This is a genomic window from Bacillus cereus group sp. MYBK220-1 (assembly GCF_051916445.1).
GTDB lineage: Bacteria > Bacillota > Bacilli > Bacillales > Bacillaceae_G > Bacillus_A > Bacillus_A cereus.
In genome coordinates, this window is the sequence record NZ_JBQAGQ010000002.1 from 880,294 (window position 1) to 905,090 (window position 24,797).

Sequence of the window (24,797 nt, forward strand, 5' to 3'; positions counted from 1 at the left end):
ATAGTAGTGGAGGCGCTTAAATGGAGATTAAACGTACGACAATTGAAGATAAGGCGTTACAACCATTAAAACAGCCTGCAGCTATTTCGGAGCATGAAATCCAGAAAGAACGAAAGCGTAGCAATTTAGTGTTTACTGGACAGTCTAAAATTATTTCGAAAAATAATGAAATAGGCATTTTACTTGCAAGTTTAAGTGATGGAAAGATTATGAAGGAAATGCTTTCTAAAGAGATGGATACAGTGTTACAACTTTTTAAAAAGTTACATACGTTATCTGGAGAAGGTAAGCAAACAGAAAAAATATTTGAACAAGTAATTAGAAGCCTACAAGGGCTTGTTAAGCAGGCGCATATAAAAGAACTTCCTTTGTTAGATGGAACATATGATTTCGCTGAAGTACAACTATCATTTGGTAGAAAAGTACATATTCCGTTACTAGATGTGAGTGCACTTATCTCTAGAGTGGAAAGTGATTCTTCAGAAGGAAATATAAATTTGATGGTAACGGTTATTACTGCTTATATAACGAAATTGTCTAACGAAACAATTTTAATTAGTGTTACAGACCGCATTGCTAAAGATCGGGATGTAAGTGTATGGAGAGCGCTTGCGGAAATGAACATGACACAATTATCACAGGCATTGAAACAAACGATGCAAGAACATAAATGGTCTATGACGCTTCTTTTTCTCTTTGTATGGATTGTCGGTATTATTTTAATTCGAGTTATGTAAAAAGGTCGTCACTCCATTGTGACGACCTCTTTTATATTTTTTCGTAGAAGAATGTATCAAATCGCTGAAGATTGTAACGTTCGGGTGTTAAAATTTGTTCCGTACTACCAACAAATAGTACACCGCCTTTTCGTAAAGAACGACTAAATTTTTCGTAAAGTTTTACTCTTGCTTCTTCTGTGAAATATATCATTACATTGCGACAAATAATCAAATCATAATTTGTATCGAATGACTGCATTAAAAGGTCATGTTGTTTAAACGAGACGTTTTGTTTAATGTTTTGATGCAATGAATATAGATCATTCTCTTTTGTGAAATGACGTTCTTTCAAATCAGTAGGTAATTCCTTTAACGAACGTTCTGTATATTGACCGCGTTTTGCGGTTTCTAAAATATGAAAATCAAGATCTGTTGCTTGAATTTCAAAACGAAATGGAGCAAGATGCTTCGATAAAATTAAAGAGAGTGTATACGGTTCTTCACCAGCAGCGCAAGCGGCACTCCATACCTTTAATTTTCCGCTATTTTGTTCGAGTAATTTTGGTAGTGCTTTCGACTCTAAAGTTTGCCATCGTTCTTTATTTCTAAAAAACTCTGAAACGTTAATTGTAATATAGTCAATAAAATTTAAAAATAAATTTTGATCAGCGCGTAATTTGTTTAAAAAATTAGTGTAGTTTTCGAAGCCTTTTCTCGAAATGAAAGCATCGATTCTACGGCGCATTCTATCTTGTTTATATGAAGCGATGTCCATATTGAATTGTTGTTTAAAACTCGCGATAAAATGATCATAATCTTGTTCAATTATCATATTTACAATGGGCACAATAATGATATTGTGCCTCCCCCTTTACATCATACGAATTTTTTGTTCAAAGCTTTTTTTCATTTGCTTTTCATGTAATCCTGGTAAATCATAAATGACAGCATCAATACCTGCTTCTTTTGCAACATCGACAGGGATGACAGATGTATGTTTGTCCCCATTATAAAAACAGAGAACTAAATCAGTGTCTTCAATAATTTGTTTAACAAAAAACATATAATCTGATCGGTAAATAGAGTCAGAAGGATGATCAAAAGCAACATATTCGGCTCCGTGTTTTTTTAAGTAATCAACGACTTCTTGAAATTCATCTGTAATTGCTTGCAATGGTTGCAGCGTGTAAAGGCATAAATTTTGAGCGAGTCTTTCATTCTCAACGAAAAAACGAAGAACCTCATTTTCAATAGATTTATAACATAATATGTAAATTTTATGTTTGTGAGCATAGTCAGTTAAAAATTTTTTAATTTCTTCTTGATCTAATGCTGTTAATTGATTTGAACCACAAAGGAAAATATTCATAGAATTGTGCCACCTCATGCTAAATTGTAACATATCTTTTATAAAAAATAACTGCAAAATATTACTGTTCAGAGTATAATTATAAATAACTGGATTTTACGATTAAGTTTAGGAAGAAATAAAAAAATAAATAGGTGATATATATGCTACGTTCTATCTCGCATAATCCAATTTTATCGCATATACCGCCTGCTACTCAAATGCCGAAAGAAGCAAATGTCAGGACAGGACTTGCATTTTCGGATAATTTGCATGCAGATCCGAAAAAAGATAAATTACTAGAACAAATGGAAGCGTTTGTCGATAATATTGGAGAAATTAAAGAGAAAATTGAAATGGAATTAACGCTTGATAATGTAATGGAATACAAAAATACAGTAAAATCATTTTTGAATTTTTACGTTGATAATGTATTGCAGTATAAAGATGTCATGTCTCGTCACCCGCGTTACGGATATTCACAGAAAATGACGATTGTGAAACAGGCAGAAATGGGATTGAATGAATTAGAAGATGTTATGAATTTAATTAATACGAAAACAGGACATTTAGAAATGTTAAATCAAATTGGAGAAATCCATGGCTTAATTGTAAATTTAGTCTTGTAAAAGGAAGGAAGCTATATGTACATACAATTATATGAAAAGCTTGTTATTATACAAAAAGCGTATGAAAATATTCAAGCGCTTGGAGAGCAAATATATGAGAATTTAAAAAATAAAAATGTAAATGCAGTTCAAAAGTTACAAGTAGAGCAATTGCAGTACATTGATGGTTTAAAAGGGTTATCAAGCTCATTTGAAGAAATGGTTGTTCAGTTCTGTAAAGAACAAGGAGTTGAATCGTTTCGTGTAAGTGCGTTATTTTCGTATTTTTCTCAAGAAGAAATTGAAAAAATGGAAGAATTACAAAAAAACGTAACTGAATTAGAAGAGAATGTAAAAATGATTCTTTTGAAAAATCAATATTACTTAAACGTACTATTAAAAACTACAGAAAGTATTGTGGATTCTGTTTCTGAATACAACTTAGAGCGAAACAATAATTCGCAAATCTTTATGAACGAACTATTGTAAAGGAGAAGTGAAGCTTTATGAGATTATCTGATTATAATACACCGCTATCGGGTATGTTAGCGGCTCAAATGGGGTTACAAACAACGAAACAAAACTTGTCTAACATTCATACACCGGGTTATGTGCGTCAAATGGTGAATTACGGATCTGTTGGAGCAAGCAATGGTCATACGCCAGAACAGAGGATTGGTTACGGTGTACAAACGCTAGGTGTTGACCGTATTACTGATGAGGTAAAGACGAAGCAGTTTAATGATCAATTATCTCAACTCTCTTACTATAACTACATGAATTCGACTTTATCACGTGTAGAGTCTATGGTTGGAACGACAGGAAAGAATTCATTATCTAGTTTAATGGACGGTTTCTTTAATGCCTTTCGTGAAGTGGCAAAAAATCCAGAACAACCAAACTACTACGATACATTAATTTCTGAAACTGGGAAGTTCACAAGTCAAGTGAATCGTCTTGCGAAAAACTTAGATACAGTGGAAGCACAGACAGCAGAAGATATTGAGGCGCATGTTAATGAATTTAATCGTCTTGCTGCTAGTTTAGCAGAAGCGAATCATAAAATTGGACAAGCAGGTACACAAGTGCCGAATCAACTTTTAGACGAACGAGATCGCATCGTTACAGAGATGTCTAAGTATGCAAACATCGAAGTATCTTATGAATCTATGAATCCTAATATCGCGAGTGTTAGAATGAATGGTATTTTAACAGTAAATGGACAAGATACATATCCACTTCAATTAAATAAAGAAAAAGACCCAATGTCAGTTGAGATTTACGGTTCAGAGATCTCTGTAACTAGCGGGGCGATAAAATCAGCGATTGATACGAAAGCGAAGATTGTTAATTATAAAAAAAATCTCGAAGACTTAATGAGTTCGATGAAAAATCAAGTAAATACAGTGATGGGAAAAGATTTCTTCGTTGGAGATTATGCGAAGGATATGAAGTTAAATCCAGAATTCCAAAAAGATGTTTCGAAAATGAAAATGTCTGCTGAAACAGCAAATAAACTAGCAGCAGTTACAGATGACGATTATAAAGAAGGTCTTTCTTATAAACAAGCATTAGACCAATTTATAGTTCGTGTTGCATCTGATAAAAGTGCAGTAAATGGTTATCAAAAAATTCATGGCGACTTACTAGAAGGTATTCAACAAGAAAAAATGAGCGTTGAAGGTGTAAATATGGAAGAGGAAATGGTAAATTTAATGGCCTTCCAAAAATATTTCGTCGCAAACTCTAAAGCTATTACTACGATGAATGAAGTGTTTGATAGTCTATTTTCGATTATTCGATAAGTGATAATAATTGATTGGAAATATATAAGGAGGAGATAGAAATGAGAGTATCTACATTTCAAAATGCAAACTGGGCAAAGAATCAGTTAATGGATTTGAATGTGCAACAACAATACCATAGAAATCAAGTAACTTCAGGGAAGAAAAATCTTCTTATGAGTGAAGATCCACTTGCAGCGAGTAAATCATTTGCGATTCAACATTCATTGGCGAATATTGAACAAATGCAAAAAGATTTAGCTGACTCAAAAAATGTATTAACACAAACTGAAAATACTTTACAAGGTATTTTTAAATCTTTAACGAGAGCAGATCAATTAACGGTACAGGCATTAAATGAGCCAAATGGTGAAAAAGAATTGAAAGCCATCGGTGCAGAGATTGATCAAATTTTAAAACAAGTTGTATATTTAGCGAATACGAAAGAGCAAGGTCGTTATATTTTCGGTGGTGATAGTGCAGAAAAGTCACCATTTACAGAAGATGGTACGTACCAGGGCGGAAAAAATGATGTGAACTGGCAATTAAATGATGGTTATGAATTAAAGGCATTTCGTAACGGAGAAGCATTATTATCCCCGGTTATAAAAACGTTAAAACAGATGAGCGAAGCGATGCAAAAAGGTGACCAAAAAGCGTTACAACCGTTATTAGGAGAAAATAAGAAAAACTTAGATGGCATCATTAACCGTACGACTGAAGTTGGTTCAACAATGAACACAATGGAGACGTTTAAAACAATTTTAAGTGAGCAAAATTTAGCGCTTCAAGAAAACCGTAAAGAAATTGAGGATGTTGATTTAGCGGTCGCAATTTCTGACTTGGCATATATAAATGCAACGTATGAAGCGACGCTTAAAGCGGTTAGTACGATGAGTAAAACGAGTATTTTAGACTACATGTAATCTATAAGGAGTGAGAAAAATGGCAGGAACAACGATGACAGGTATTGGTGGTAGACAACAAATTTGGAACCTCGGAAATAATATGATCGATACTTCTAACTTCGTCGAATTAGAAATGAATGCTTTAGATATGAGGAAAACACCATATACGAAAGAAAAGAATGACCTTACAAATGATAAGCTACTATATACAAGTTTAAAATCAGAATTTAGTTCTTTTACACAAACTTTTAAAAACTTAGCGGCTTTTAAAGGAAATGAGAAAAAAGTAACGACAACACAAGACGGTTATATTAATGTAAAAGCTGATGGTGGTGCGATTGCAGGAACTTTTAATATGACGATTACACAGCTTGCACAGCGTCATCAAATAGCTTCAAATGAAATTAAAGATATAAATGCAAAGCTTCCTAAAGATGAAACATTAAAACTAGGTGGTAAAGAACTAAAAGTAACAACTGATATGACATATAAAGATTTAATTAATAAGATTAATGATGGAGATTATGGCGTATCAGCTTATACACTTGGAAATAAAATTTTCATGACCTCGAAAAAAGAGGGAACAGATGGACAGATTAAGTTTGAGGCGAACACATCTACACTATTTCAAGATATGGGTTTAGCTAAGGCGGATGGCACAGCGCTCAATACAATCAATGAAGCACAAAATGCTATGTATACTATTAATGGTATCAAAGGGGAAGGTTCTACTAATACAATTGAAGCTCTTCCTGGTGTGAAAATTGAGTTGTTAAAGGTAACTGAGCCGAAAGTAGAAGGAGCGCCAGATGCTGGTACAACAACAGATCCAAAAGCAAAAGGTATAGATTTGAAATTTACAGTAAGTGATTCAAACGTAACAGATGCATCGAATGTTATTAAAAAAATGGTAGCTGATTATAATAAAGCTGTTTCTACAGTAGATATCTTTGCTGGAAAAGGTGGAGCTTTCCAAGGTCAAGCTATTATGCAAAGTGTACGTCAGGCAATGAACAATGTCGTAACATTTTCTCAAGATGGCAATTATTTATTCACATTTGGTATTCAATTAAAGCAAGATGGGACGATGGAAGTTAATGATGAAAAATTAACACAAGCATTAAAAGAAAAACCCGATGCAGCGAAGCAATTTTTCTTTAGTTCTAACGGTTTAGGAAAAATGATGGAAGAACCGCTTGATAAACTATTCGGTGATAAAGGTGTGGTCGGCGAGAGAGTTAAAAACATTGACTCACGTGTAAGTGATTTAGATAAAAAGATTAAAGATATTGAGACGCAAAACTTGCAAAAGCAAGATGAAATTGTGAAGAAGTATCAAAAGCTAGAGAGTACATTGGCGGCGCTTGATAGCCAACTAAAAACAATTAAAGCAATGACAAAACAAAAAAGTGATGATTAATGAAAGTTGAGGAAGTGATCGTATGCAAGCATGGCAACGTTATATGCAAAATGATATTATGACGAGTAATCCGATTAAAAATACAATTTTTATTTATGAAAGATGTATTGTAGAGTTTCGTAATTTAGAAGAACTTTTACATACTTTTAAACTACAAGAAGGGGACGCACTTCTTGAAAAATTAGAACGTATTTTTGAAGAACTAAAACTTCAATTAAATCCTGAAATTACGAAAGATTTATATGATAGTCTCTATGGTTTATATGATTGGATTAGCATTCAAATTCAAACGATGAAAGTAACTCGTGAAGCGAAAGATATTGATGCAATTGTGAAAGTGTTACAAGATTTAATAGACGGTTACCGCGGAGCACTTGAAAATGAACAATGATATTTATCGGACGTTTGTCAGCTGTTTTAATGAAATCGGTGAATTGCAAGTGTCAGACAGAGAGTTTGCTGAGAAGAGTGAGATGTTAAATCGCTGGATGATGACATTGGATGAAGAAACGCGTGCGCAAGTTGCAGCAGAAGTAAGCCCGTTCATTATTAAGGCAGCTCAGCATATTCGGGATAGGCAAAAGATTTTGGAAGAAATGATTATGACAAATGATGGGCGAATGAAGGCTAATTCATTTTACGGTAAATATTAATAATAACGTTTGGAAACAGATTCCCCTTTTAAAAGGGGGTCTATTCCTTCGTTTACATAAAGAACGCCGCTGATTGAGGTTTCATTTTATGACTGTGATGAAAAAATAATAGTAATCTAAATAATAGAAAAATGGACTTTAGTTTGTAGTTTATCTATTGAAATGTTCTATAGATTACTATGTGTATACAGTTTTTTGCATTCTTTTTTATATTTTTGTATTTTTCTAAAGACAACAATGAAAAAATGGAATAAAATATGTAAGGGTACATAATAGTAAATATTTTAATAAACGCATATAAGAAAATAAATAATGAAGTGAAACTTCTATCAGTGGATCATTACGTTAGAAAAGGAAGGGTGTGGAATATGCCAGATTTAGTGAGTGATGTAAGCCATTATATGAATTATTTAGTGACGAAACGAAATACTGTTTCTAGTAATATTGCAAATGCGAATACACCTGGCTATAAAGCACAAGATGTAACATTTGCTGAGCAGATGAATAAAAGTAGTGCCTTATATAAAAATAATGCGGCTGATTTAAAGAGCAATCCAGATTTATATCAAACGAATGAAATGCACTTACCGACAGTAAATACGAAAAATACATATGCAAAGATTCAAACAAAATCAATGCAAACGAATAAAGACGGAAATAGTGTGGATGTAACGACAGAAATGCTAGATTTAATGAAAGCAAATCAGTTATACGGTATTTCAATTAACGCAATTAATACACAATATGCAATTAACCAAGCGGCACGCGGACGTTAAAAGTAGAAGGAGAGACAACGGATGTTTCAGGCAATTAATGCAAGTGGCTCAGGGCTAACGACAGCGAGAAAGTGGATGGAAGTTACTTCTAACAATATTGTAAATGCAAATACGACGGCGGCTCCGGGGGCAGATTTATATGAGCGTCGTAGTGTGGTGTTAGAATCAAACAATAGTTTTGCAAGTATGTTAGATGGGGCTCCTACTAATGGAGTAAAAATAAAAAGTATTGAAGCAGACAAAACGGAAAATTTAGTGTATGATCCGACGCATCCGCACGCAAATGAAGAAGGATATGTACGTTATCCAAATATTGATGTAACTGCTGAAATGACGAATGTAATGGTTGCTCAAAAAATGTATGAAGCGAATACGAGTGTATTAAATGCGAATAAAAAAATGCTTGATAAAGATTTAGAAATCGGCCGAGGATAAGGGGGAAAATCGTAATATGAAAATTCAACCAATGTTACATACACAACCATTTGGAGCAATTCAGTCAATTGGTGCACCGAAAACTTCTCAAACATCTGTAGCTCCGGAGAAAAAGTTTATTGATTTATTGGAAGATATGAATCAAACGCAAAACAATGCACAAACAGCAGTATATGATTTACTAACTAAAGGGGTAGGAGAAACACATGACGTTTTAATTCAGCAAAAGAAAGCTGAGTCTCAAATGAAAACGGCTGCTCTTGTACGTGATAATCTTATTGAAAATTATAAGTCACTAATTAATATGCAAATTTAGGAAAGTGGACGGGTGTGTTTAAATGGAAAAGATGAAAAATGTTATCCAATCGTTAAAAACGTGGCATAAGTTAGTAATCGGTGCTGCGCTTTTAGCGATTGTAACAGGAGCACTTTTATACTTCACCTTGCCAGATAAATATGTTGTTGTATATCAAAATTTAAATGATGCAGATAAACAAGAGATTACAGCAGAATTATCGAAGTTAGGTGTCGATTACCAATTAGCGGCCGATGGTTCAATTCGTGTGCAAAAGAATGATGCTCCATGGGTTCGAAAAGAAATGAATGGGATGGGCTTACCGTTTAATTCGAAAAGCGGTGAAGAAATTTTATTAGAAAGCTCTCTCGGTTCAAGTGAACAAGATAAAAAAATGAAGCAAATTGTCGGTACGAAGAAGCAATTGGAACAAGATATTGTAAGAAACTTTGCGACAGTTGAAACGGCAAATGTTCAAATTACATTGCCTGAAAAAGAGACAATTTTTGATGAAGAAAAAGCGAAAGGAACAGCGGCGATTACGGTTGGAGTGAAACGTGGACAATTGTTAACGGCTGATCAAGTTGCAGGTATACAGCAAATGATTAGTGCAGCGGTTCCTGGTGTGAAAGCAGAAGAAGTAAGTGTTATTGATAGTAAAAAAGGTGTTATCTCAAAAGGAGCAGATGAAGCACATTCTAGTAGTTCCTCTTCTTATGAGAAAGAAGTAGAGATGCAGCACCAACTTGAAGGTAAATTAAAGCAAGATATTGATGCAACGTTAATGACGATGTTTAAACCGAATGAATATAAAGTGAATACGAAAGTATCTGTAAACTACGATGAAGTTACACGTCAGTCAGAGAAGTATGGTGATAAAGGTGTACTTCGTAGTAAACAAGAGCAAGAAGAAAGCTCTACTGCGCAAGAAGGGGCAGATACGAAGCAAGGTGCTGGTATTACAGCGAACGGTGAAGTGCCAAACTACGGTACGAACAATAATCAAAATGGTAAAGTTGTCTATGATAATAAAAATGGCAACAAAATCGAAAACTATGAAATAGATAAAACAGTTGAAACAATTAAGAAACACCCAGAATTAACGAAAACAAATGTTGTTGTATGGGTAGATAATGATACGTTAGTAAAACGAAGAATTGATATGACTACTTTCAAAGAAGCAATTGGAACAGCGGCAGGACTTCAAGCTGATCCGAACGGTAACTTTATAAATGGTCAAGTTAACGTTGTAACTGTTCAGTTCGATCAGCCGAAAGCTGAAAAAGAGAAAGAGCCAGAAAAAAGTGGTATGAACTGGTGGTTATTCGGTGGAATTACAGCTGGCTTATTAGCAATCGGTGGTCTAGTATGGTTCTTATTAGCAAGACGTAAGAGAAAGAAAGAAGAAGAGGAATATGAAGAATACTTAGCAGAAGATGAAATTGCTGCAAGTAATGAAAGTATCTTGGAAATTCCTGAAGAAAAAATAGTGCCAGAGCCAAAACCTGAACCAGAAGAACCGAAAGAACCAACGTTAGATGAACAAGTGCAGGATGCTACGAAAGAACATGTAGAAGGTACTGCAAAAGTAATTAAAAAATGGTTAAACGGACAGTAAGGGAGGAACAACGATGTTAGATGAAATCTCCTCCAAAGAAAAAGCTGCCATCCTCATTCGTACATTAGACGAAGGGGTGGCAGCAAAAGTCATTGAATATATGACAGCTGAGGAAAAAGAAGTATTACTTCGTGAAATTGCGAAGTTTCGTGTATATAAACCAGAAACGTTAGAGAATGTACTAGGAGAGTTCTTATATGAACTAAATGTAAAAGAATTGAACTTAGTCACTCCAGATAAAGAGTATATTCGTCGTATATTTAAAAACATGCCAGAAGACGAACTGGAAAAATTATTGGAAGACCTTTGGTATAACAAAGATAATCCATTTGAATTCTTAAATTCACTTACAGATTTAGAACCACTTCTTACAGTGCTTAATGATGAGTCACCACAAACAATTGCAATTATCGCTTCTTATATTAAACCGCAACTTGCGTCTCAATTAATTGAGAGATTGCCAGATCATAAGCGAGTAGAAACGGTAATGGGTATTGCGAAACTAGAACAAGTTGATGGTGAATTAATTAATCAAATTGGTGAGTTGTTAAAAACGAAATTAAATAATATGGCATTTAGTGCAATTAATAAAACTGATGGCTTGAAAACAATCGTAAACATTTTAAATAATGTTTCACGAGGTGTTGAAAAAACAGTCTTTCAAAAACTGGATGAAGTCGATTATGAGTTATCTGAGAAAATTAAAGAAAATATGTTTGTCTTTGAAGACTTACTTGGTCTTGAAGATCTTGCGCTTCGCCGTGTATTAGAAGAAATTACAGATAACGGTGTTCTTGCGAAAGCACTTAAAATTGCAAAAGAAGAAATTAAAGAGAAATTATTTACATGTATGTCTTCAAACCGTAAAGAGATGATTCTAGAAGAATTAGATGGCTTAGGACCGCTTAAGATGACGGATGCTGAAAAAGCGCAGCAAACGATCACTGGTACAGTGAAAAAGCTAGAGAAAGAAGGAAGAATTATCGTTCAAAGAGGTGAAGAGGATGTCCTTATTTAAAAACAGAATTCCGAAGAATTCTGTTTCTTTTTCTGAAGAAACGTATGAATTACAATTTCCAAAACCAGCTTCAGTCCAAATAGAAGAGGAAGAATTACAAGCAGATCATGCACAGCTTCGCGCCCAGCAAGAATCATTACATATGGAAATGAATCAGCTAAGGCAAGAGCAGCAAATGCTAGAACGAGAGCGTCAGCAGTTATTACAAGATAAAGAACAATTTCAAATGCATATTCATGAACAAATGGAACAGATGGAAGCAGCGCGTGTGCAGTTTCAAAAAGAACAACAAGAAATAGCATATGAATGGACAGAGTTATTATGGGATCAATCATTTCATTTAGCAGAAAAAATTGTGAATCAAGCGGTAGATTCACGATTGCTTGATGTGCTACCTATTTTAACTGGCATCGTGCAAACATTGCCAACTTCGTTTGAAAAATTAATCATTACAGTACATCCAGAAACGTTTGAACGTATTCAAGAAGAGAAGGAGAATACGAAAGAATATTGGTTACTACAATTAGTAGAATGGAAATATGATTTCTCCCTGCAGTTTGGTGAATTTGTTCTGGAAGAAGAGAAAGAGTTCTTTGAATTTAAATTTGCACCTATATTTGCGAAACTTCGTCAGAAATGGGAAGAAGAGAAGTTATTTGAGGAGCAAAATGTATGAGCCGCCTGTTAATGAATGAGAACGAAAAATGGAATAAGTTCATTGAAACACCGCTGTATACGAAAGTAGGCAAAGTTCATAGTGTACAAGAACAGTTTTTCGTAGCAAAAGGGCCGAAAGCGAAGATCGGAGATGTTTGCTTCGTTGGAGAACATAACGTCTTATGTGAAGTGATTGCCATTGAAAAAGAAAATAATATGCTACTTCCATTTGAACAGACAGAAAAAGTATGTTATGGAGATTCAGTGACACTAGTTTCAGAAGATGTTGTTGTACCACGTGGTAATCACTTGCTCGGAAAAGTGTTAAGTGCAAATGGTGAAGTGTTAAATGAGGAAGCTGAAAACATTCCATTACAGAAAATAAAACTAGATGCACCGCCTATACATGCATTTGAACGTGAAGAGATTACCGATGTATTTGAAACAGGAATAAAATCAATTGATTCTATGCTAACAATTGGTATCGGTCAAAAGATTGGTATTTTTGCTGGGTCAGGTGTTGGTAAATCAACTTTACTTGGAATGATAGCAAAAAATGCAAAAGCTGATATAAACGTTATTAGTTTAGTAGGAGAACGTGGCCGGGAAGTAAAAGACTTTATTCGAAAAGAGTTAGGCGAGGAAGGGATGCGAAAAAGCGTCGTTGTTGTAGCGACGTCAGATGAAAGTCACCTTATGCAACTTCGTGCAGCGAAACTCGCAACGTCTATTGCTGAATACTTCCGTGATCAAGGCAATAACGTATTACTTATGATGGACTCTGTTACTCGTTTTGCCGATGCACGAAGAAGTGTTGATATTGCTGTTAAAGAGTTACCGATTGGTGGTAAAACACTGTTAATGGAAAGTTATATGAAGAAGTTGTTAGAGCGGTCTGGAAAAACACAAAAGGGATCTATAACAGGTATTTATACGGTACTTGTTGATGGGGATGATTTAAATGGTCCTGTACCAGATTTAGCACGTGGTATTTTAGATGGACATATCGTATTAAAGCGTGAGCTTGCAACGCTTAGTCATTATCCTGCAATTTCAGTATTAGATTCAGTAAGTAGGATTATGGAAGAAATCGTTTCACCACATCATTGGCAACTTGCAAATGAAATGAGAAAGATTTTATCAATTTATAAAGAAAATGAATTGTATTTTAAGTTAGGAACGATTCAAGAAAATGAAGAAAATGCTTATATTTTTGAATGTAAAAATAAAGTAGAAGGCATAAATACATTTTTAAAGCAAGGCCGATCGGATAGTTTCCCATTTGATGATATCGTTGAAGCGATACACCATATAGTATAAGGCCTCTGCCCAAGAGGTCTTATTTTTTTGTTTTTTAATATTTCACAGATTTTTTTGGAAAAAAACTATATAATAGAAAAAGAGAACGTTATAATAGGAAGGGGCTATGAAAACAGGTGGATAAACAGCAGTACGACACAATAAAATTGCAAATAAATCAAGAAAAAGAGCATATTTTAAAAGAAGTGTATGAATTAACAGCTGAAAAAAGAAAAATAGAACAAAAAAAAGAATATGATTTATATGTTGTGAAATCGCGTAGTAAAGTCGTACAAACTGGGCAACGTATTATGGCTGGCATGCTTTCTTCACATACGTTTTCACCTGAAAGAATAGAAGAATGGAATCGAAAAATTAAAAAAACAGAAGGTTTTATTCAAAAAAATGAAAGCCTTTTAGAGCAAGTAAAAGAAAAAGAACGTGTCATTGATGAGATGTATCAAGAAGATTGCAGAAAGCTTGCGAAAGCACAAGAAAAGCTGGAAGAAAAAATGCTTCTGGATTTGAAAATGTGTATGAATGGATGAGGTGAATGTAGTGATACAGTCTGTATTACCGGTGCAACAAAGTTTACCTCCGCAAAAAGAAAAAGGGCTAGAAGTACAATCGAAAAATGAAGATTCTTCATTCGATCGTACGATGAGAATCGAAAATAAAAAGCAGCCGAAAACGGAGAAAACGAAACGAGAAGAAGCACCAAAAGAAGAGAAAAAAGAATATAACCTTTCTAAACCATCGGTAACGAAAGAAGAACCAATTGTAAAGAAAGAAGAAAAAAAAGAGACAGAACAGTTGTTATTAGCTGTATCTGAGCAAATGGTTGCAATTGAGCAATTACATGTGCAGCCGGAATTGTTATATCAATACATACAAAAAATACAAGAGCTATATAAAGAATATGGCAATATTAAACTTAATGAATTACCTGCAGCTGAATTACAACAATTACAAGAACTTCTTTCAAATATGAATATCAAAAATGCTATATGTTTAGAAGATACAATGCAAATGGTATTAGACAAAATGAAGATGCCAGAGCAAACGATGCAAGCATTGAAGGTTGTAGAAACAGAAACTTGTAATATTGCAAAGGAACAAGAAGAGTCTAAAGAGGTAGATCTTCCGAAACTTGAGAGCGATGATGCAAAGGTAGAGTTGCCAGAAGTTGATGCATTAAACGATTCGAGCTCTGCAGGTGCAGAATTATTAAATAAAACGACGAGTACCGAACAAGTAGGGAAATCAAATAGTGGTGCTGAGAAAGTTTCATTACCTGACTTAGGAAAGAAAATGGAAGCGCAAGTAGAAGCGCTGCAAAAATTTGTAGTGAAACAAGAACGTGTTTTATTCCAGTTAAATCCAGAAAAACTTGGTACATTAACAGTGTTTATGAAAAAACACGGAGATCAAATTGACGTTCACGTAGAAATGGAAAAACACGATGCGAAAAAACGTGTTGAAATCATTTTTGATGAATTGAGATTAAAGTTAAAAGAAAAAGAAATCAATATTCAAATTAGCTATTCAGATAAAGATGAAAATCGTAAAGAACAGCGAGAACAAGAGCAAAGGCAAAAACAAAAATTAGCAAATACAAATCATGAAAAACAACAATCAACAGAATTTGCGGGATTATTGGAGGAATAAAGCGTGCCAACAGTTGGATTAAATACAACGAGTACAAATCATATTCCGTTACAAGCAGGAGCGCAAAAAAGTAATGTACCTGTTAATGGTGTACAATCGCCAGTGCAACAAAGTAATGGAGTTTCGGCAGGAGCGCAAAAGACTCCTGGGGTAATGGGGAAAGATGATTTCCTAAAATTATTTTTATCAAGTTTCCAACATCAAGATCCATTTAATGCGATGGATATGAATCAAATGATGAATCAGACAGCGCAGTTATCTCTTATGGAACAAGTACAGAATATGACGAAAGCAGTAGATAAGCTGCAATCAACGATGTATTCAACAGCACTTGATGGTGGAATGAAGTTTTTAGGGAAATACGTAAGAGGTGTTGACGGCGAAGGAAACAAAGTAACTGGTCAAGTAGAGACAGTTCGCCTTGCAGAAAATAACGATGTGCAGCTCGTTATTAATAATAAAGTTGTATCTCTTCGTTTCGTTGAGAGAGTGTCTGATAAACCGATTGGAGAAACGAATCCAGAAGACGCAAAGAAAGACGATCAAAAAGTAACTGAAGAAGTAAAAACTACAAATTCATAAGGAGTGTCCATACGTTATGATTAAAGCGTTATATACAAGTATTACAGGAATGAATGCAACACAAAATGCATTAAGTGTAACTTCAAATAATATTGCCAATGCACAAACAGTAGGTTATAAAAAACAAAAAGCAATGTTTGATGATTTACTATATAACAATTCGATTGGTGCAAAAGGTGACGGTAAATACGCCGGAACAAATCCGAAAAGTATTGGTAACGGTGTGAAAATGAGTGGTACGGTTACGGATTATAGTGATGGTACAATTACGTTAACAGGTGGTAAAACACAAGCCGCAATGGAAGGTAATGGTTTCTTCGTTGTGGGTGATTCAAAAGGCGGAAATATGGAATTTACTCGTAAAGGTACGTTTGGGATATCTTCAGATTACTATATTACGAATACTGAAGGTCAATACGTATTTGCATACCCTGCAAATGAGGCAACTGGTGAAGTTGATTTATCTGGAATTCCAGGACCGTTGCAAATTCCAATGGGAACAGCAATTGGTGGTATTCGAACATCGAAAGGGACAATTAAAGGGAATATTCCAACTGGTGAAAAACAAATTACACAAGATTTACCTGTATATGATAATGCGGGGAATACATGGACAATGCGTGTAGAGTTTAAACAAACGAGTGAACATAACTATACATATAAAGTACAAATGCGTAATGACTCGAAAAAAGAAACAGAGTTTAAGGATGTTCCAGGTGCAGGTGGTAATATGACATTTGATGCTGTCGGAAATCCAAATCCGAAAGAGCAAGGAGCCAATATTCCATTTGATGGCGGTTCTATAAAATTAGACTTAAGCCATTTAACAAATCATCCAACAGATAAAACATTATCAGTAACAGACGTAGATGGTAGAGCAGCAGCGACGGTTAAAGATTGCTTCATTGCTGACGGTGGATACGTAATGGTAAAATATTCTGATGGAAGTATGAAATCTGCAGGTCAATTAGCTGTTGCGATGTTCCCAAACGAAGGCGGACTAATGAAAACAGGTAATGGTAACTATACAGCAACGAATACAACAGGTATTTTAGCTCTTGGTGCATCTGGTCAAAACGGTGCAGGTAAAGTACGCGGTGGTGCACAAGAAGGTGCAAACGTAGATTTATCTGTAGAATTCGTTGACTTAATGTTATACCAACGCGGATTCCAAGGAAATGCGAAAGTAATTAAAGTTTCAGATGAAGTATTAAATGAAGTTGTAAACTTAATTCGATAATATATCGCATGGAAAAAATGTAATGGAGTAGAAAGGGTTTTTTATTCGTATGACAAGACAAGAGCGAATTTTACAATTGCCTTTTTTCGAAAATAAACGTGAACTTGCCGAGCAAGTATTAAAAATAGAACGAGAAGAGCATGTATATTTACCAGATCAATTTGAAATTAAGCAAGTGCCTCCGTATTCATTTGGTGAAAAACAAGCAATCATTGGCCGTATCCATGAGTTTTATTTCATAAGTGTTGGTAGCGATAGCGTTTGGAAGTATCAACTGTTTAAGGATGAGATGAAGTGTCGTGAGTTTTTTGTTATGTTGCCAAATATTACGGATCAGCAAATAGCGTTTTGGTTTAATAACATAGAGTTATTGAAAGGTTCTTAAAAGCACTTTTTAGGTTTTGAGAGAGGACCTGGCGATGTTTTGGAGCGGTTAGTGCCTAATAGGGCCTCGACTGATGTGTAAGGATAGAGGTATGGAGAGTTACTAGGGTAGTATAAGAAGAGGTAAGCAAAGTTTAGTGTTGATAAACAGTTATGGTCCAGAAGAGCTCCTAGTTGTAAGAATAGAGCTATGGAGGCGTACTGAGATAATCATTTCATAGTAGGCAAGTGCCTTCTGGATAGTATGTGACGATAGATTTTTATAAAAGGAGAGGTGAGGAGGATGGCGCAAAATAAGTATCGCGTTACATTCATTTCGCCGAGTGAGGTTGAGCAGCGGACTGTAATGGCGGCGAATAGTTTGCCAGATTTAATTCGTAAAGTAGAAAGTATTATCGCAGATCCAAACGGTTATTTTGTGAATGATAAAAAAAATAATTGTTATTTTAAAGTGATTAAAGAAAATGTTACGTTTATTCAATATGAGTTACTATTTTCGGATAAGGAAATTCATATTGAAAAATTAAAACATATAGCACCGGTAGTATTAAAACGATTATTCGAAGAAATAAATGACCCGGAATTATATGCACTTGCGCTACTTGATGTTGATATAGCAACGAAAGAATATGTGCTAGCAGAAATGAATTCTGAGCTGAGAATAAGAGTAGAGACGGAGCTTTCGAAAAAATGGGAAGCAATGCCGACCGAAATTGTAGGAGCACAAGAAGTGTTATTAGAGGCACTTGCTTCGTTTATACAAGATTAATTGTTTTTTAATAAAATGAATCGTTCGACTATCTATATTTTTTATATAGGTAGTTGACTTTTTCGCTTTTATAAAGCTTAATAATTAGATATACGGAATTAATGGAAGGGGAGCGACACCTTTATGTCACAAGCACAAAGTATTTTATTAGAAAGCGGAACAAATGAATTAGAGATTGTTACGTACACTGTTGGTGAAAACCTATTTAGTATTAATGTAATGAAAGTACGTGAAATCATTAATCCATTCCCTGTTACAACTGTGCCAGAATCTCATCATGCAGTTGAAGGTGTTGTTCAAGTACGTGGTGAAATTTTACCTGTTATTAACTTGGCAATGGCTCTTAATTTAAAGTCAACAAAGCCACTTGATCAAACGAAATTTATCATCTCAGAATTAAACCAAATGAAAGTTATTTTCCGCGTTGATGAAGTGCATCGTATTCAACGTATTTCGTGGGAACAAATTGATGAACCTGCTTCATTATCTATGGGACTAGAAGAAACGACATCTGGTATTGTAAAACTAGATGGAAAAATCATCTTACTATTAGATTATGAAAAAATTGTATGTGAAATTAGCGGCACTGGTTATGACAATAAATCAATTGCAGGATTAGAACAAAAAACAGATCGAGCTGAAAAAGTAATTTACATTGCAGAAGATTCAGCGATGCTTCGCCAAATATTAGAAGAAACATTATCATCAGCTGGATATACGAAAATGAACTTCTTCAGCAATGGTGCAGAAGCGTTAGCACAAATTGAAAAATTAGCGAAAGAGCAAGGCGAAAAAATGTTTGAACATATTCACTTGCTAATTACGGATATTGAAATGCCAAAAATGGATGGACATCATTTAACGAAAGTGGTTAAGGATAGTGAAGTAATGAATCGTTTACCAGTCATTATTTTCTCTTCATTAATTACAAATGAATTATTCCATAAAGGTGAAGCTGTAGGAGCAAATGCTCAAGTAAGTAAGCCAGATATTCAAGAGCTAATTGGTTTAGTTGATAAGTTAGTACTTTAAAAGTTTCTATTTAGCCGGAATAGAAGCTCTAGCCAAGTGTTGAGCGGTCAGTGCTTAATAGAGCCCTATGCGATGTTGAGATATAGGTAACTAGAAGAGCTGGTGTATAACATTTTTCTATTTAGTAGGAATAGAGGAACTACTTATGTAAGGAATTTTTCAGTGCTTAATAGAGTCTCATGCGATGTGAGTTCAGAGGTATGAAGTAGTTTTAGGTAAGAAGAAGTGAGACTTCGATTGAGGATTTGAAGACTGGGTTTATAACTCTATTTTGTTAGAGAGAGGAAGGAATTAGCCAATGCTACATATGGCTAATTCCTTTTTAGTATTCTATACTTTAAGCTGGCAGAAAAATGAAAGGTTTCTGGGGGTGTTTGCTGCTGTATGTATGAAAAAATCTTCATTTGAAGATTTTTGATTTGAAAATATAAAAGAACGTATTTTCAATGGTTATTTTATTAATATTTCGTGGTAACGCAAATTTTTTCGGTGAAAAAATATTCAAAATACCATATAATATAATTAAATGTAATTAATATGCAATTTTGCATATTAATAAAAAAACATTTTCCAAATTTTTATACTTTCTATACATTTTTGTATGTTTATTATTTGACAGATAATTTCGAACTGTTATAATATGGATATGTAAAAATTGCTATTTTCTTAAAAGACATGGGAGTCAGATGAGAATTGTGAAAGGATGAGGGGGAGTGGCACAGATTATGTATCACCACACAGCAATTAATGTATTAGGTCTTTTACAAAACATGTCAAATAATAAAATGAACGATATGCAACTAGAGGTGGAATTTAAAAAAATAGAAAAAGAATTCCAAGTAAAGTATGAAGAATTAGTTGATTTACATAATAGAATGGTATTATTTCAAATAGATATAGAAAAAAATGGCGGGATGCGAGCATATGAAAAATCAGCAATTACATGGCTGAAGTCTGAACTAGAGCTACTGTATGAAGTGTATCAATTTTGTCAACGTCACGGTTTAAACATTTTAAATATTTCAAAATACGTAAGTAAAAATGAACTAAATCTTTTTCCAAAAACAGAAAGTCAATTGCAAAATACGTATTATAAATTGAAAAAACGTGAAATACCGTTTGAAAATATTGAAAAACAAAAACCAGGACGCAAGAGAAAATATATACCAGTAAAAGAGACAATCGTTGCAAGAAAACAAGAAAATGAGTACGAATTAAAAGAAGAAATCCAGCATAAAGAAGATGAAAAAAATCTTGTAACAGTTATATCTGGTATCGTTGATAACTTTGAAACAATTAATCAATGTAGTGAAAGGAAAGAAGACGAACTACATCAGTTTATGGAAGGTATTTATAAGCTTTCTAGCATGGCAGCAGGGCGTTCTAGAGAAGCAAAGAATACACGTAGCTTAGAAGGTGAATTGCAGTCGTTACAACTAGAAAATGAAAGGTTAAAACGAGAGAAAGAAGAGCTTGTACAAGATATTAAAGGTATGACGCAGCTTTTAATTCATTTCATTACAAGTTCTGATATCGATCAAATTCGTAAATTACCAACTTTCGTACAAGATTGTAAAATGGAATTACATAAACTAGGGCTATATAATGCACAAGACGGTAAAATGAAAATAATGGTTGATCGTAGTGGACAAGTTATGACCGTAACACAGTAATAAAATTTGGGTACAAAATAAAAGGGAAATACATAGTTTATATGTATTTCCCTTTTATTTTATATGGAATCGTTCCAAAGATGGAAAATGAACTTTTACGATTGTAGTAGTTTAGAAACCATTTGCGGAATTTGATTCGCTTGTGAAACCATACTAAGCGCAATTTCAGTTAATAATTTGAACTTTAAAAAATCACTCATCTCCTGCGCCATGTCTGCATCTTCAATTCGAGATGCAGCATCTGTTAACGCCATACCTTGGCTATTTAAATTTTCAATATTGAACTGTAAACGATTTATCATAGAGCCAAGGTCGGCACGATGAAGTGATACATTTTGTAAAGCCTCTTCAATTTTAAGAATCGCCGCTCTTGCTTCTTGTTCTGTTGAAATCTTGATGTTATGTTGTGTAGGGGAAGGGGGAATATGTTTCGTCATATTTATTGTATGACCGATATCGTCTAATGTAATAGGGCGGTTTTGACCGTCAAATACGGATAAATCATTAAATTCAGTTGTCTCGCCAATATAGCCAATTTGTTCTGTTAAAGACTGAAACTCTTTATTCAGTGAATCACGGTTTTTATTTGAATTCGTACCGTTCGCAGATTGAACGGCTAGATCACGCATACGCTGTAAAATATTTGTCACAGTTTGAAGGGCAGCTTCTGCCGTGCGAAGCATCGATATCGCATCCTCATTATTACGAATCGCCACGCGCATACCACTCGCTCTCGCATGCATACGAGTCACAATTGCAATATTAGCGGGATTATCCGAAGCGTTGTTCAACTTCGTACCAGTCGCCAAATGCTCCATTGCCACATTCATACGTTTCTCATTCTCATACAACGACTGCCTAGCATTCATACTTAAAACATTCGTACCAATACGCATAATAGACACCCCTTATAGATTGATATAGTTAGTGTTCTAAAGTTAATAAAAGGTCATGAAAAGATAAAAAGGCTTATGCTTATTTGCTATTTGTGTTTTAGCATAAGAGGGGATCAAGATAAGCACTAACCGCTTCTATGCACCGCAGATGCTCTCTTCCACATAAAAAGAAAAAAAGAAAGCTTTTATAAATAATCTATCTATATAGAAAAAATAAACCTCTCTGCAAGCAGAGAGGTTTATTCAGGAAACTAACTCAAATGGCTTATTGTAATAATTTAGAAACCATTTGTGGAGTTTGGTTTGCTTGAGAAAGCATGCTGATACCAGCTTCGTTCAAGATTTTGAACTTAGTCATTTCAGACATTTCTTTCGCCATGTCAGCGTCTTCTACTTGAGAAGCAGCAGATGCCATACTAGATGCTTGGCTCTTTAGGTTGTTTACGTTAAAGTCTAGACGGTTTAATGTAGCACCTAGAGTTGCACGGTTAGAAGCTATAGCTTCTAATGCAGCATCGATTGCTTTAACTGCAGCAGATGCATTGCCTGTTCCAGCAGTAGCACCACTAGTAGATTTACCTGCGATAGCAGCTGAGAATAGTGCACCTACTGCACGAGCGTTCTCAATTGTTTTTCCAGATCCATCAACTTTGTTGTAGTTATCGATAGCAGCTGAAATTTTCTCTACGTCATCAGCATTCATAGCATGTTTAATTGTGTTGAAATTAGTAACAAATGTATCCATTTTTGTATCTGCATCTGCTGCATTAAGAGCTAAGTTAGATAAAGCATCTGCAGCAGTTTTTGCTCCATTAACGTCAGTAGTTGCTACAGGTGCATTTTGGGCAACAGCTGCTTCGTAGATTTTTCCAATTTCTTTTGCGTTATCTAATGTAGTACCAGAACCAGTTTCAAATTTTTCGATAGCAGCTGAAATCTTTTCAACATCAGAAGAATTCATGCTATTTTTTACTTTATCAAATTCTGTTTTAAAAGCCTCTACAGAAGTAACTAATGAGCCTTTAGTGTCCCCTTTACCAGTAGAACCATCAAGTGCCACCAACTTGCCTGCTTCAGTAGCTGCTTTAGTAATGTCAGCAGCTACTGCACCTGTTAGTGCTGTTCCGCTTCCAGCAGTAGAACCAGTGTCAGCAATTGTTAAGTTAGCAATTTTTAAAGCTGTTGTAGAAGTATCAGCTAAGTTAATTTGAATTTGTTTAGATTTGTCGAATGAGTCTAATGTTTGAATTGCGATAGATTTATTAGAACCATCTAAAAGTTTTTTGTCATTGAATTCTGTGTTTTTAGAGATGTAATCGATTTGTTCTTTTAATGCAGAAAACTCTTTGTCTAATGCAGCTTGGTTTTTATCTGTATTTGTACCGTTTGCAGATTGGTTTGCAAGGTCACGCATACGAAGTAAGATGTTAGATACTGAGTTCATTGCTGAGTCAGTTGTACGAATTAAAGAAATACCGTCTTGTGTGTTGTTAGCAGCTACTCCTAATCCGCTTTCACGAGCACGCATACGAGTTGCGATTGCAAGACCTGCTGCATCGTCAGAAGCGTTGTTGATACGTTTACCGCTTGATAAACGGTCCATAGCGTTGCTCATTTTTGCTTGGTTTTGGCGCATGTACTCTTGCGTACGCATGCTGTTAATGTTTGTATTAATTCTCATGTTAAGAAACCCCCATTTTTTTATATTGACTTTTCTGCAAATTGAAAAACGGTAATATGCGAAAAAATCAATTTCGAGATTTATTGTAATCCTTGCTACAACGGGTGTCAACTAAAAATTCGAATTAATAAATATAAAAAAATAACAGTTTAACAATATATTCATTTTTTTATTACATAATTATTAAAAGGATTATTGCAAACTTTAAAAAAAAACTCTAATATTAGATTATCTTTGTTTACCGAAAAGGTGATATTATGATAGTTGGAAATATAGTAAAAGAAGTGCTTGCATATAAGAAAGGGCAAATTCAGCAAAAGCTAAGTAGTCCACAAGCATTCGTTAGTAGCCGTTTTCAAGAGAAGTTGCAGAGTGAACCTGCGAAGGAGACGAAAGAAACTACGCAGCCGGCAAAAGTAGAAGATATGAGTCAGCCGGTACAATCTACGAAAATAGAAGCGGTTGTTAATAAACCGGCAGAAACTATTAATAAAGTAGAGGAAGCGAGTAAGCCTGAAGAAAAGGCTGAAACGAAGAAAGCAGATGAAGTGCAAGTTGCGCAAAAAGAGTTTGAACGACGTTTCCCAGAAACGAAAAATGAGGCCGCTGATACGTGGGAATTAACGAAGAAGTATAATATTCAAAAAATACGTTCTTCCAATGAAGGGAAGTATGAGGATATTATTGATCGAGTAAGTCGTACATATGGAATTCCAAAAACGTTAATTCAAAAAATGATTGAAGTAGAGTCTAATTTTAATCCGAAAACGGTGTCACATGCCGGTGCGATGGGTCTTATGCAGCTTATGCCAGCGAATGTGAAGGAGATGGGTGTGAAGAATCCCTTTTCACCAGCTGAAAGTATTGAAGGTGGCGTGAAAGAGTTAAGCGGTTATTTAAAGAAAAATAACGGCGACTTAGTATTGGCGCTTGCTTCTTATAATGCTGGTCCTGGTAATGTGAGAAAGTACGGAGGCGTACCGCCATTTAAAGAAACGCAAGGATATATTAAAAAAATATTAAATATCGACGTTTCAAAATAAGAAGTTTCATATATAGAGAGAACATGAAATTTTCGTGAACATGATATGGGAGTTGGCTAGATTTGAAATTACAAGATGATATTCCGTTAACAATTTATTTTGAAATCGGAAATACGAAAAAGAAAATTGAAGATCTGCTTCATATTACGAAAGGTACATTGTATCGTCTTGAAAATTCAACGAAAAATACGGTGCGTCTTATGCTTGAGAATGAAGAGATTGGAACCGGAAAGATTTTGACGAAGAATGGAAAGATGTACGTTGAAATCGTTGAATTGAAAAGGTAGGGAA

Annotated in this window: 29 protein-coding genes; 25 read left to right on the forward strand and 4 right to left on the reverse strand. The window is 34.6% G+C overall.

Annotation, left to right across the window (positions count from 1 at the left end; genetic code table 11):
• The first annotated feature begins 20 nt into the window (after positions 1-20).
• Positions 21-737, forward strand: a complete 717-nt coding sequence (locus ACTFRU_RS11475; protein ID WP_000403951.1) for a hypothetical protein — start codon at positions 21-23, stop codon at positions 735-737.
• Positions 738-768: 31 nt separating this feature from the next.
• On the opposite strand, the gene cheR is transcribed toward ACTFRU_RS11475, so the two are convergent.
• Complete coding sequence (gene cheR / locus ACTFRU_RS11480) at positions 769-1,551, reverse strand: protein-glutamate O-methyltransferase CheR (protein WP_000582879.1); 783 nt, start codon at positions 1,549-1,551, stop codon at positions 769-771.
• Positions 1,552-1,590: 39 nt separating this feature from the next.
• Positions 1,591-2,088, reverse strand: coding sequence for a flagellar motor switch protein FliG (locus tag ACTFRU_RS11485; RefSeq protein WP_001020110.1), 498 nt, complete (start codon positions 2,086-2,088; stop codon positions 1,591-1,593).
• Positions 2,089-2,231: 143 nt separating this feature from the next.
• Between ACTFRU_RS11485 and ACTFRU_RS11490 the strand changes: the two genes are divergently transcribed.
• The 22 genes from ACTFRU_RS11490 (at position 2,232) to ACTFRU_RS11595 (ending at position 20,886) form a co-directional block, all read left to right on the forward strand.
• The gene (locus ACTFRU_RS11490) at positions 2,232-2,696 is read left to right on the forward strand and encodes a YaaR family protein (protein ID WP_000946323.1); all 465 of its coding nucleotides are present in this window, start codon (positions 2,232-2,234) and stop codon (positions 2,694-2,696) included.
• A 15-nt stretch (positions 2,697-2,711) separates the two neighbouring features.
• Entirely contained in the window at positions 2,712-3,164 is a 453-nt protein-coding gene (locus tag ACTFRU_RS11495) for a hypothetical protein (RefSeq protein ID WP_000275878.1), read from the forward strand.
• A gap of 17 nt (positions 3,165-3,181) precedes the next feature.
• A complete protein-coding gene (gene flgK, locus ACTFRU_RS11500) occupies positions 3,182-4,480 on the forward strand; it encodes a flagellar hook-associated protein FlgK (RefSeq protein ID WP_414764423.1) in 1,299 nt (432 codons plus the stop codon).
• Between the two features lie 41 nt (positions 4,481-4,521).
• Positions 4,522-5,385, forward strand: coding sequence for a flagellar hook-associated protein 3 (locus ACTFRU_RS11505; RefSeq protein WP_001266403.1), 864 nt, complete (start codon positions 4,522-4,524; stop codon positions 5,383-5,385).
• 19 nt (positions 5,386-5,404) lie between these two features.
• Positions 5,405-6,787 carry a flagellar hook-associated protein 2 gene (locus ACTFRU_RS11510; RefSeq protein ID WP_059303962.1) on the forward strand — a complete coding sequence of 461 codons (1,383 nt, stop codon included), beginning with the start codon at positions 5,405-5,407 and terminating at the stop codon, positions 6,785-6,787.
• Between the two features lie 22 nt (positions 6,788-6,809).
• Positions 6,810-7,178 carry a flagellar export chaperone FliS gene (locus ACTFRU_RS11515; RefSeq protein ID WP_001149516.1) on the forward strand — a complete coding sequence of 123 codons (369 nt, stop codon included), beginning with the start codon at positions 6,810-6,812 and terminating at the stop codon, positions 7,176-7,178.
• Positions 7,168-7,440 carry a hypothetical protein gene (locus ACTFRU_RS11520; protein ID WP_016124342.1) on the forward strand — a complete coding sequence of 91 codons (273 nt, stop codon included), beginning with the start codon at positions 7,168-7,170 and terminating at the stop codon, positions 7,438-7,440. The genes ACTFRU_RS11515 and ACTFRU_RS11520 overlap by 11 nt, the downstream gene beginning before the upstream one ends.
• A 317-nt stretch (positions 7,441-7,757) precedes the next feature.
• On the forward strand, positions 7,758-8,216 hold the full coding sequence (flgB, locus tag ACTFRU_RS11525; RefSeq protein WP_370445031.1) for a flagellar basal body rod protein FlgB: 459 nt from the start codon (positions 7,758-7,760) through the stop codon (positions 8,214-8,216).
• 21 nt (positions 8,217-8,237) lie between these two features.
• Positions 8,238-8,651, forward strand: coding sequence for a flagellar basal body rod protein FlgC (gene flgC / locus ACTFRU_RS11530; protein WP_000484680.1), 414 nt, complete (start codon positions 8,238-8,240; stop codon positions 8,649-8,651).
• 16 nt (positions 8,652-8,667) lie between these two features.
• The gene (gene fliE / locus ACTFRU_RS11535; RefSeq protein WP_000701670.1) at positions 8,668-8,967 is read left to right on the forward strand and encodes a flagellar hook-basal body complex protein FliE; all 300 of its coding nucleotides are present in this window, start codon (positions 8,668-8,670) and stop codon (positions 8,965-8,967) included.
• A gap of 22 nt (positions 8,968-8,989) precedes the next feature.
• Positions 8,990-10,564 carry a flagellar M-ring protein FliF C-terminal domain-containing protein gene (locus ACTFRU_RS11540; protein WP_000413931.1) on the forward strand — a complete coding sequence of 525 codons (1,575 nt, stop codon included), beginning with the start codon at positions 8,990-8,992 and terminating at the stop codon, positions 10,562-10,564.
• A gap of 13 nt (positions 10,565-10,577) precedes the next feature.
• Positions 10,578-11,582, forward strand: a complete 1,005-nt coding sequence (fliG, locus tag ACTFRU_RS11545) for a flagellar motor switch protein FliG (RefSeq protein WP_000883356.1) — start codon at positions 10,578-10,580, stop codon at positions 11,580-11,582.
• Complete coding sequence (locus tag ACTFRU_RS11550; RefSeq protein ID WP_016122221.1) at positions 11,569-12,258, forward strand: FliH/SctL family protein; 690 nt, start codon at positions 11,569-11,571, stop codon at positions 12,256-12,258. The genes fliG and ACTFRU_RS11550 overlap by 14 nt, the downstream gene beginning before the upstream one ends.
• Positions 12,255-13,559, forward strand: a complete 1,305-nt coding sequence (locus ACTFRU_RS11555) for a flagellar protein export ATPase FliI (protein ID WP_000088690.1) — start codon at positions 12,255-12,257, stop codon at positions 13,557-13,559. The genes ACTFRU_RS11550 and ACTFRU_RS11555 overlap by 4 nt, the downstream gene beginning before the upstream one ends.
• A 116-nt stretch (positions 13,560-13,675) precedes the next feature.
• Positions 13,676-14,086 (forward strand): hypothetical protein, encoded by a 411-nt coding sequence (locus ACTFRU_RS11560; protein ID WP_000360859.1) that lies wholly within the window; start codon positions 13,676-13,678, stop codon positions 14,084-14,086.
• 10 nt (positions 14,087-14,096) lie between these two features.
• Positions 14,097-15,206 (forward strand): flagellar hook-length control protein FliK, encoded by a 1,110-nt coding sequence (locus ACTFRU_RS11565; protein ID WP_000616450.1) that lies wholly within the window; start codon positions 14,097-14,099, stop codon positions 15,204-15,206.
• 3 nt (positions 15,207-15,209) lie between these two features.
• A complete protein-coding gene (locus ACTFRU_RS11570; RefSeq protein WP_001143463.1) occupies positions 15,210-15,788 on the forward strand; it encodes a flagellar hook assembly protein FlgD in 579 nt (192 codons plus the stop codon).
• A gap of 16 nt (positions 15,789-15,804) precedes the next feature.
• Positions 15,805-17,028 carry a flagellar hook protein FlgE gene (locus ACTFRU_RS11575; RefSeq protein WP_000588320.1) on the forward strand — a complete coding sequence of 408 codons (1,224 nt, stop codon included), beginning with the start codon at positions 15,805-15,807 and terminating at the stop codon, positions 17,026-17,028.
• A gap of 49 nt (positions 17,029-17,077) precedes the next feature.
• Positions 17,078-17,413: a DUF3964 family protein gene (locus tag ACTFRU_RS11580; protein WP_000198166.1), complete on the forward strand. Its 336-nt coding sequence runs from the start codon at positions 17,078-17,080 to the stop codon at positions 17,411-17,413.
• A gap of 282 nt (positions 17,414-17,695) precedes the next feature.
• The gene (locus tag ACTFRU_RS11585; RefSeq protein WP_000068298.1) at positions 17,696-18,181 is read left to right on the forward strand and encodes a hypothetical protein; all 486 of its coding nucleotides are present in this window, start codon (positions 17,696-17,698) and stop codon (positions 18,179-18,181) included.
• A gap of 123 nt (positions 18,182-18,304) precedes the next feature.
• Positions 18,305-19,213, forward strand: a complete 909-nt coding sequence (locus ACTFRU_RS11590; protein WP_000075943.1) for a chemotaxis protein — start codon at positions 18,305-18,307, stop codon at positions 19,211-19,213.
• 725 nt (positions 19,214-19,938) lie between these two features.
• Positions 19,939-20,886: a DNA-binding domain-containing protein gene (locus tag ACTFRU_RS11595; protein ID WP_000274682.1), complete on the forward strand. Its 948-nt coding sequence runs from the start codon at positions 19,939-19,941 to the stop codon at positions 20,884-20,886.
• 95 nt (positions 20,887-20,981) lie between these two features.
• Here ACTFRU_RS11595 and ACTFRU_RS11600 read toward each other — a convergent pair whose 3' ends face one another.
• A complete protein-coding gene (locus ACTFRU_RS11600; protein ID WP_088859456.1) occupies positions 20,982-21,782 on the reverse strand; it encodes a flagellin N-terminal helical domain-containing protein in 801 nt (266 codons plus the stop codon).
• A 265-nt stretch (positions 21,783-22,047) separates the two neighbouring features.
• Complete coding sequence (locus ACTFRU_RS11605) at positions 22,048-23,463, reverse strand: flagellin N-terminal helical domain-containing protein (RefSeq protein ID WP_088859457.1); 1,416 nt, start codon at positions 23,461-23,463, stop codon at positions 22,048-22,050.
• Between the two features lie 257 nt (positions 23,464-23,720).
• On the opposite strand from ACTFRU_RS11605, the gene ACTFRU_RS11610 reads away from it, so the two are divergent.
• Complete coding sequence (locus tag ACTFRU_RS11610) at positions 23,721-24,506, forward strand: lytic transglycosylase domain-containing protein (protein WP_078385178.1); 786 nt, start codon at positions 23,721-23,723, stop codon at positions 24,504-24,506.
• A 62-nt stretch (positions 24,507-24,568) separates the two neighbouring features.
• The gene (locus ACTFRU_RS11615; protein ID WP_000775712.1) at positions 24,569-24,793 is read left to right on the forward strand and encodes a flagellar motor switch protein FliN; all 225 of its coding nucleotides are present in this window, start codon (positions 24,569-24,571) and stop codon (positions 24,791-24,793) included.
• Positions 24,794-24,797: the final 4 nt, after the last annotated feature.

Bases quoted from the DNA above. Each gene is read 5' to 3' on its own strand.
- ACTFRU_RS11475 (WP_000403951.1), top strand. From the start codon at position 21: ATGGAGATTAAACGTACGACAATTGAAGATAAGGCGTTACAACCATTA.
- cheR (WP_000582879.1), bottom strand. From the start codon at position 1,551: ATGATAATTGAACAAGATTATGATCATTTTATCGCGAGTTTTAAACAA.
- ACTFRU_RS11485 (WP_001020110.1), bottom strand. From the start codon at position 2,088: ATGAATATTTTCCTTTGTGGTTCAAATCAATTAACAGCATTAGATCAA.
- ACTFRU_RS11490 (WP_000946323.1), top strand. From the start codon at position 2,232: ATGCTACGTTCTATCTCGCATAATCCAATTTTATCGCATATACCGCCT.
- ACTFRU_RS11495 (WP_000275878.1), top strand. From the start codon at position 2,712: ATGTACATACAATTATATGAAAAGCTTGTTATTATACAAAAAGCGTAT.
- flgK (WP_414764423.1), top strand. From the start codon at position 3,182: ATGAGATTATCTGATTATAATACACCGCTATCGGGTATGTTAGCGGCT.
- ACTFRU_RS11505 (WP_001266403.1), top strand. From the start codon at position 4,522: ATGAGAGTATCTACATTTCAAAATGCAAACTGGGCAAAGAATCAGTTA.
- ACTFRU_RS11510 (WP_059303962.1), top strand. From the start codon at position 5,405: ATGGCAGGAACAACGATGACAGGTATTGGTGGTAGACAACAAATTTGG.
- ACTFRU_RS11515 (WP_001149516.1), top strand. From the start codon at position 6,810: ATGCAAGCATGGCAACGTTATATGCAAAATGATATTATGACGAGTAAT.
- ACTFRU_RS11520 (WP_016124342.1), top strand. From the start codon at position 7,168: ATGAACAATGATATTTATCGGACGTTTGTCAGCTGTTTTAATGAAATC.
- flgC (WP_000484680.1), top strand. From the start codon at position 8,238: ATGTTTCAGGCAATTAATGCAAGTGGCTCAGGGCTAACGACAGCGAGA.
- fliE (WP_000701670.1), top strand. From the start codon at position 8,668: ATGAAAATTCAACCAATGTTACATACACAACCATTTGGAGCAATTCAG.
- ACTFRU_RS11540 (WP_000413931.1), top strand. From the start codon at position 8,990: ATGGAAAAGATGAAAAATGTTATCCAATCGTTAAAAACGTGGCATAAG.
- fliG (WP_000883356.1), top strand. From the start codon at position 10,578: ATGTTAGATGAAATCTCCTCCAAAGAAAAAGCTGCCATCCTCATTCGT.
- ACTFRU_RS11550 (WP_016122221.1), top strand. From the start codon at position 11,569: ATGTCCTTATTTAAAAACAGAATTCCGAAGAATTCTGTTTCTTTTTCT.
- ACTFRU_RS11555 (WP_000088690.1), top strand. From the start codon at position 12,255: ATGAGCCGCCTGTTAATGAATGAGAACGAAAAATGGAATAAGTTCATT.
- ACTFRU_RS11575 (WP_000588320.1), top strand. From the start codon at position 15,805: ATGATTAAAGCGTTATATACAAGTATTACAGGAATGAATGCAACACAA.
- ACTFRU_RS11580 (WP_000198166.1), top strand. From the start codon at position 17,078: ATGACAAGACAAGAGCGAATTTTACAATTGCCTTTTTTCGAAAATAAA.
- ACTFRU_RS11585 (WP_000068298.1), top strand. From the start codon at position 17,696: ATGGCGCAAAATAAGTATCGCGTTACATTCATTTCGCCGAGTGAGGTT.
- ACTFRU_RS11590 (WP_000075943.1), top strand. From the start codon at position 18,305: ATGTCACAAGCACAAAGTATTTTATTAGAAAGCGGAACAAATGAATTA.
- ACTFRU_RS11595 (WP_000274682.1), top strand. From the start codon at position 19,939: ATGTATCACCACACAGCAATTAATGTATTAGGTCTTTTACAAAACATG.
- ACTFRU_RS11600 (WP_088859456.1), bottom strand. From the start codon at position 21,782: ATGCGTATTGGTACGAATGTTTTAAGTATGAATGCTAGGCAGTCGTTG.
- ACTFRU_RS11605 (WP_088859457.1), bottom strand. From the start codon at position 23,463: ATGAGAATTAATACAAACATTAACAGCATGCGTACGCAAGAGTACATG.
- ACTFRU_RS11610 (WP_078385178.1), top strand. From the start codon at position 23,721: ATGATAGTTGGAAATATAGTAAAAGAAGTGCTTGCATATAAGAAAGGG.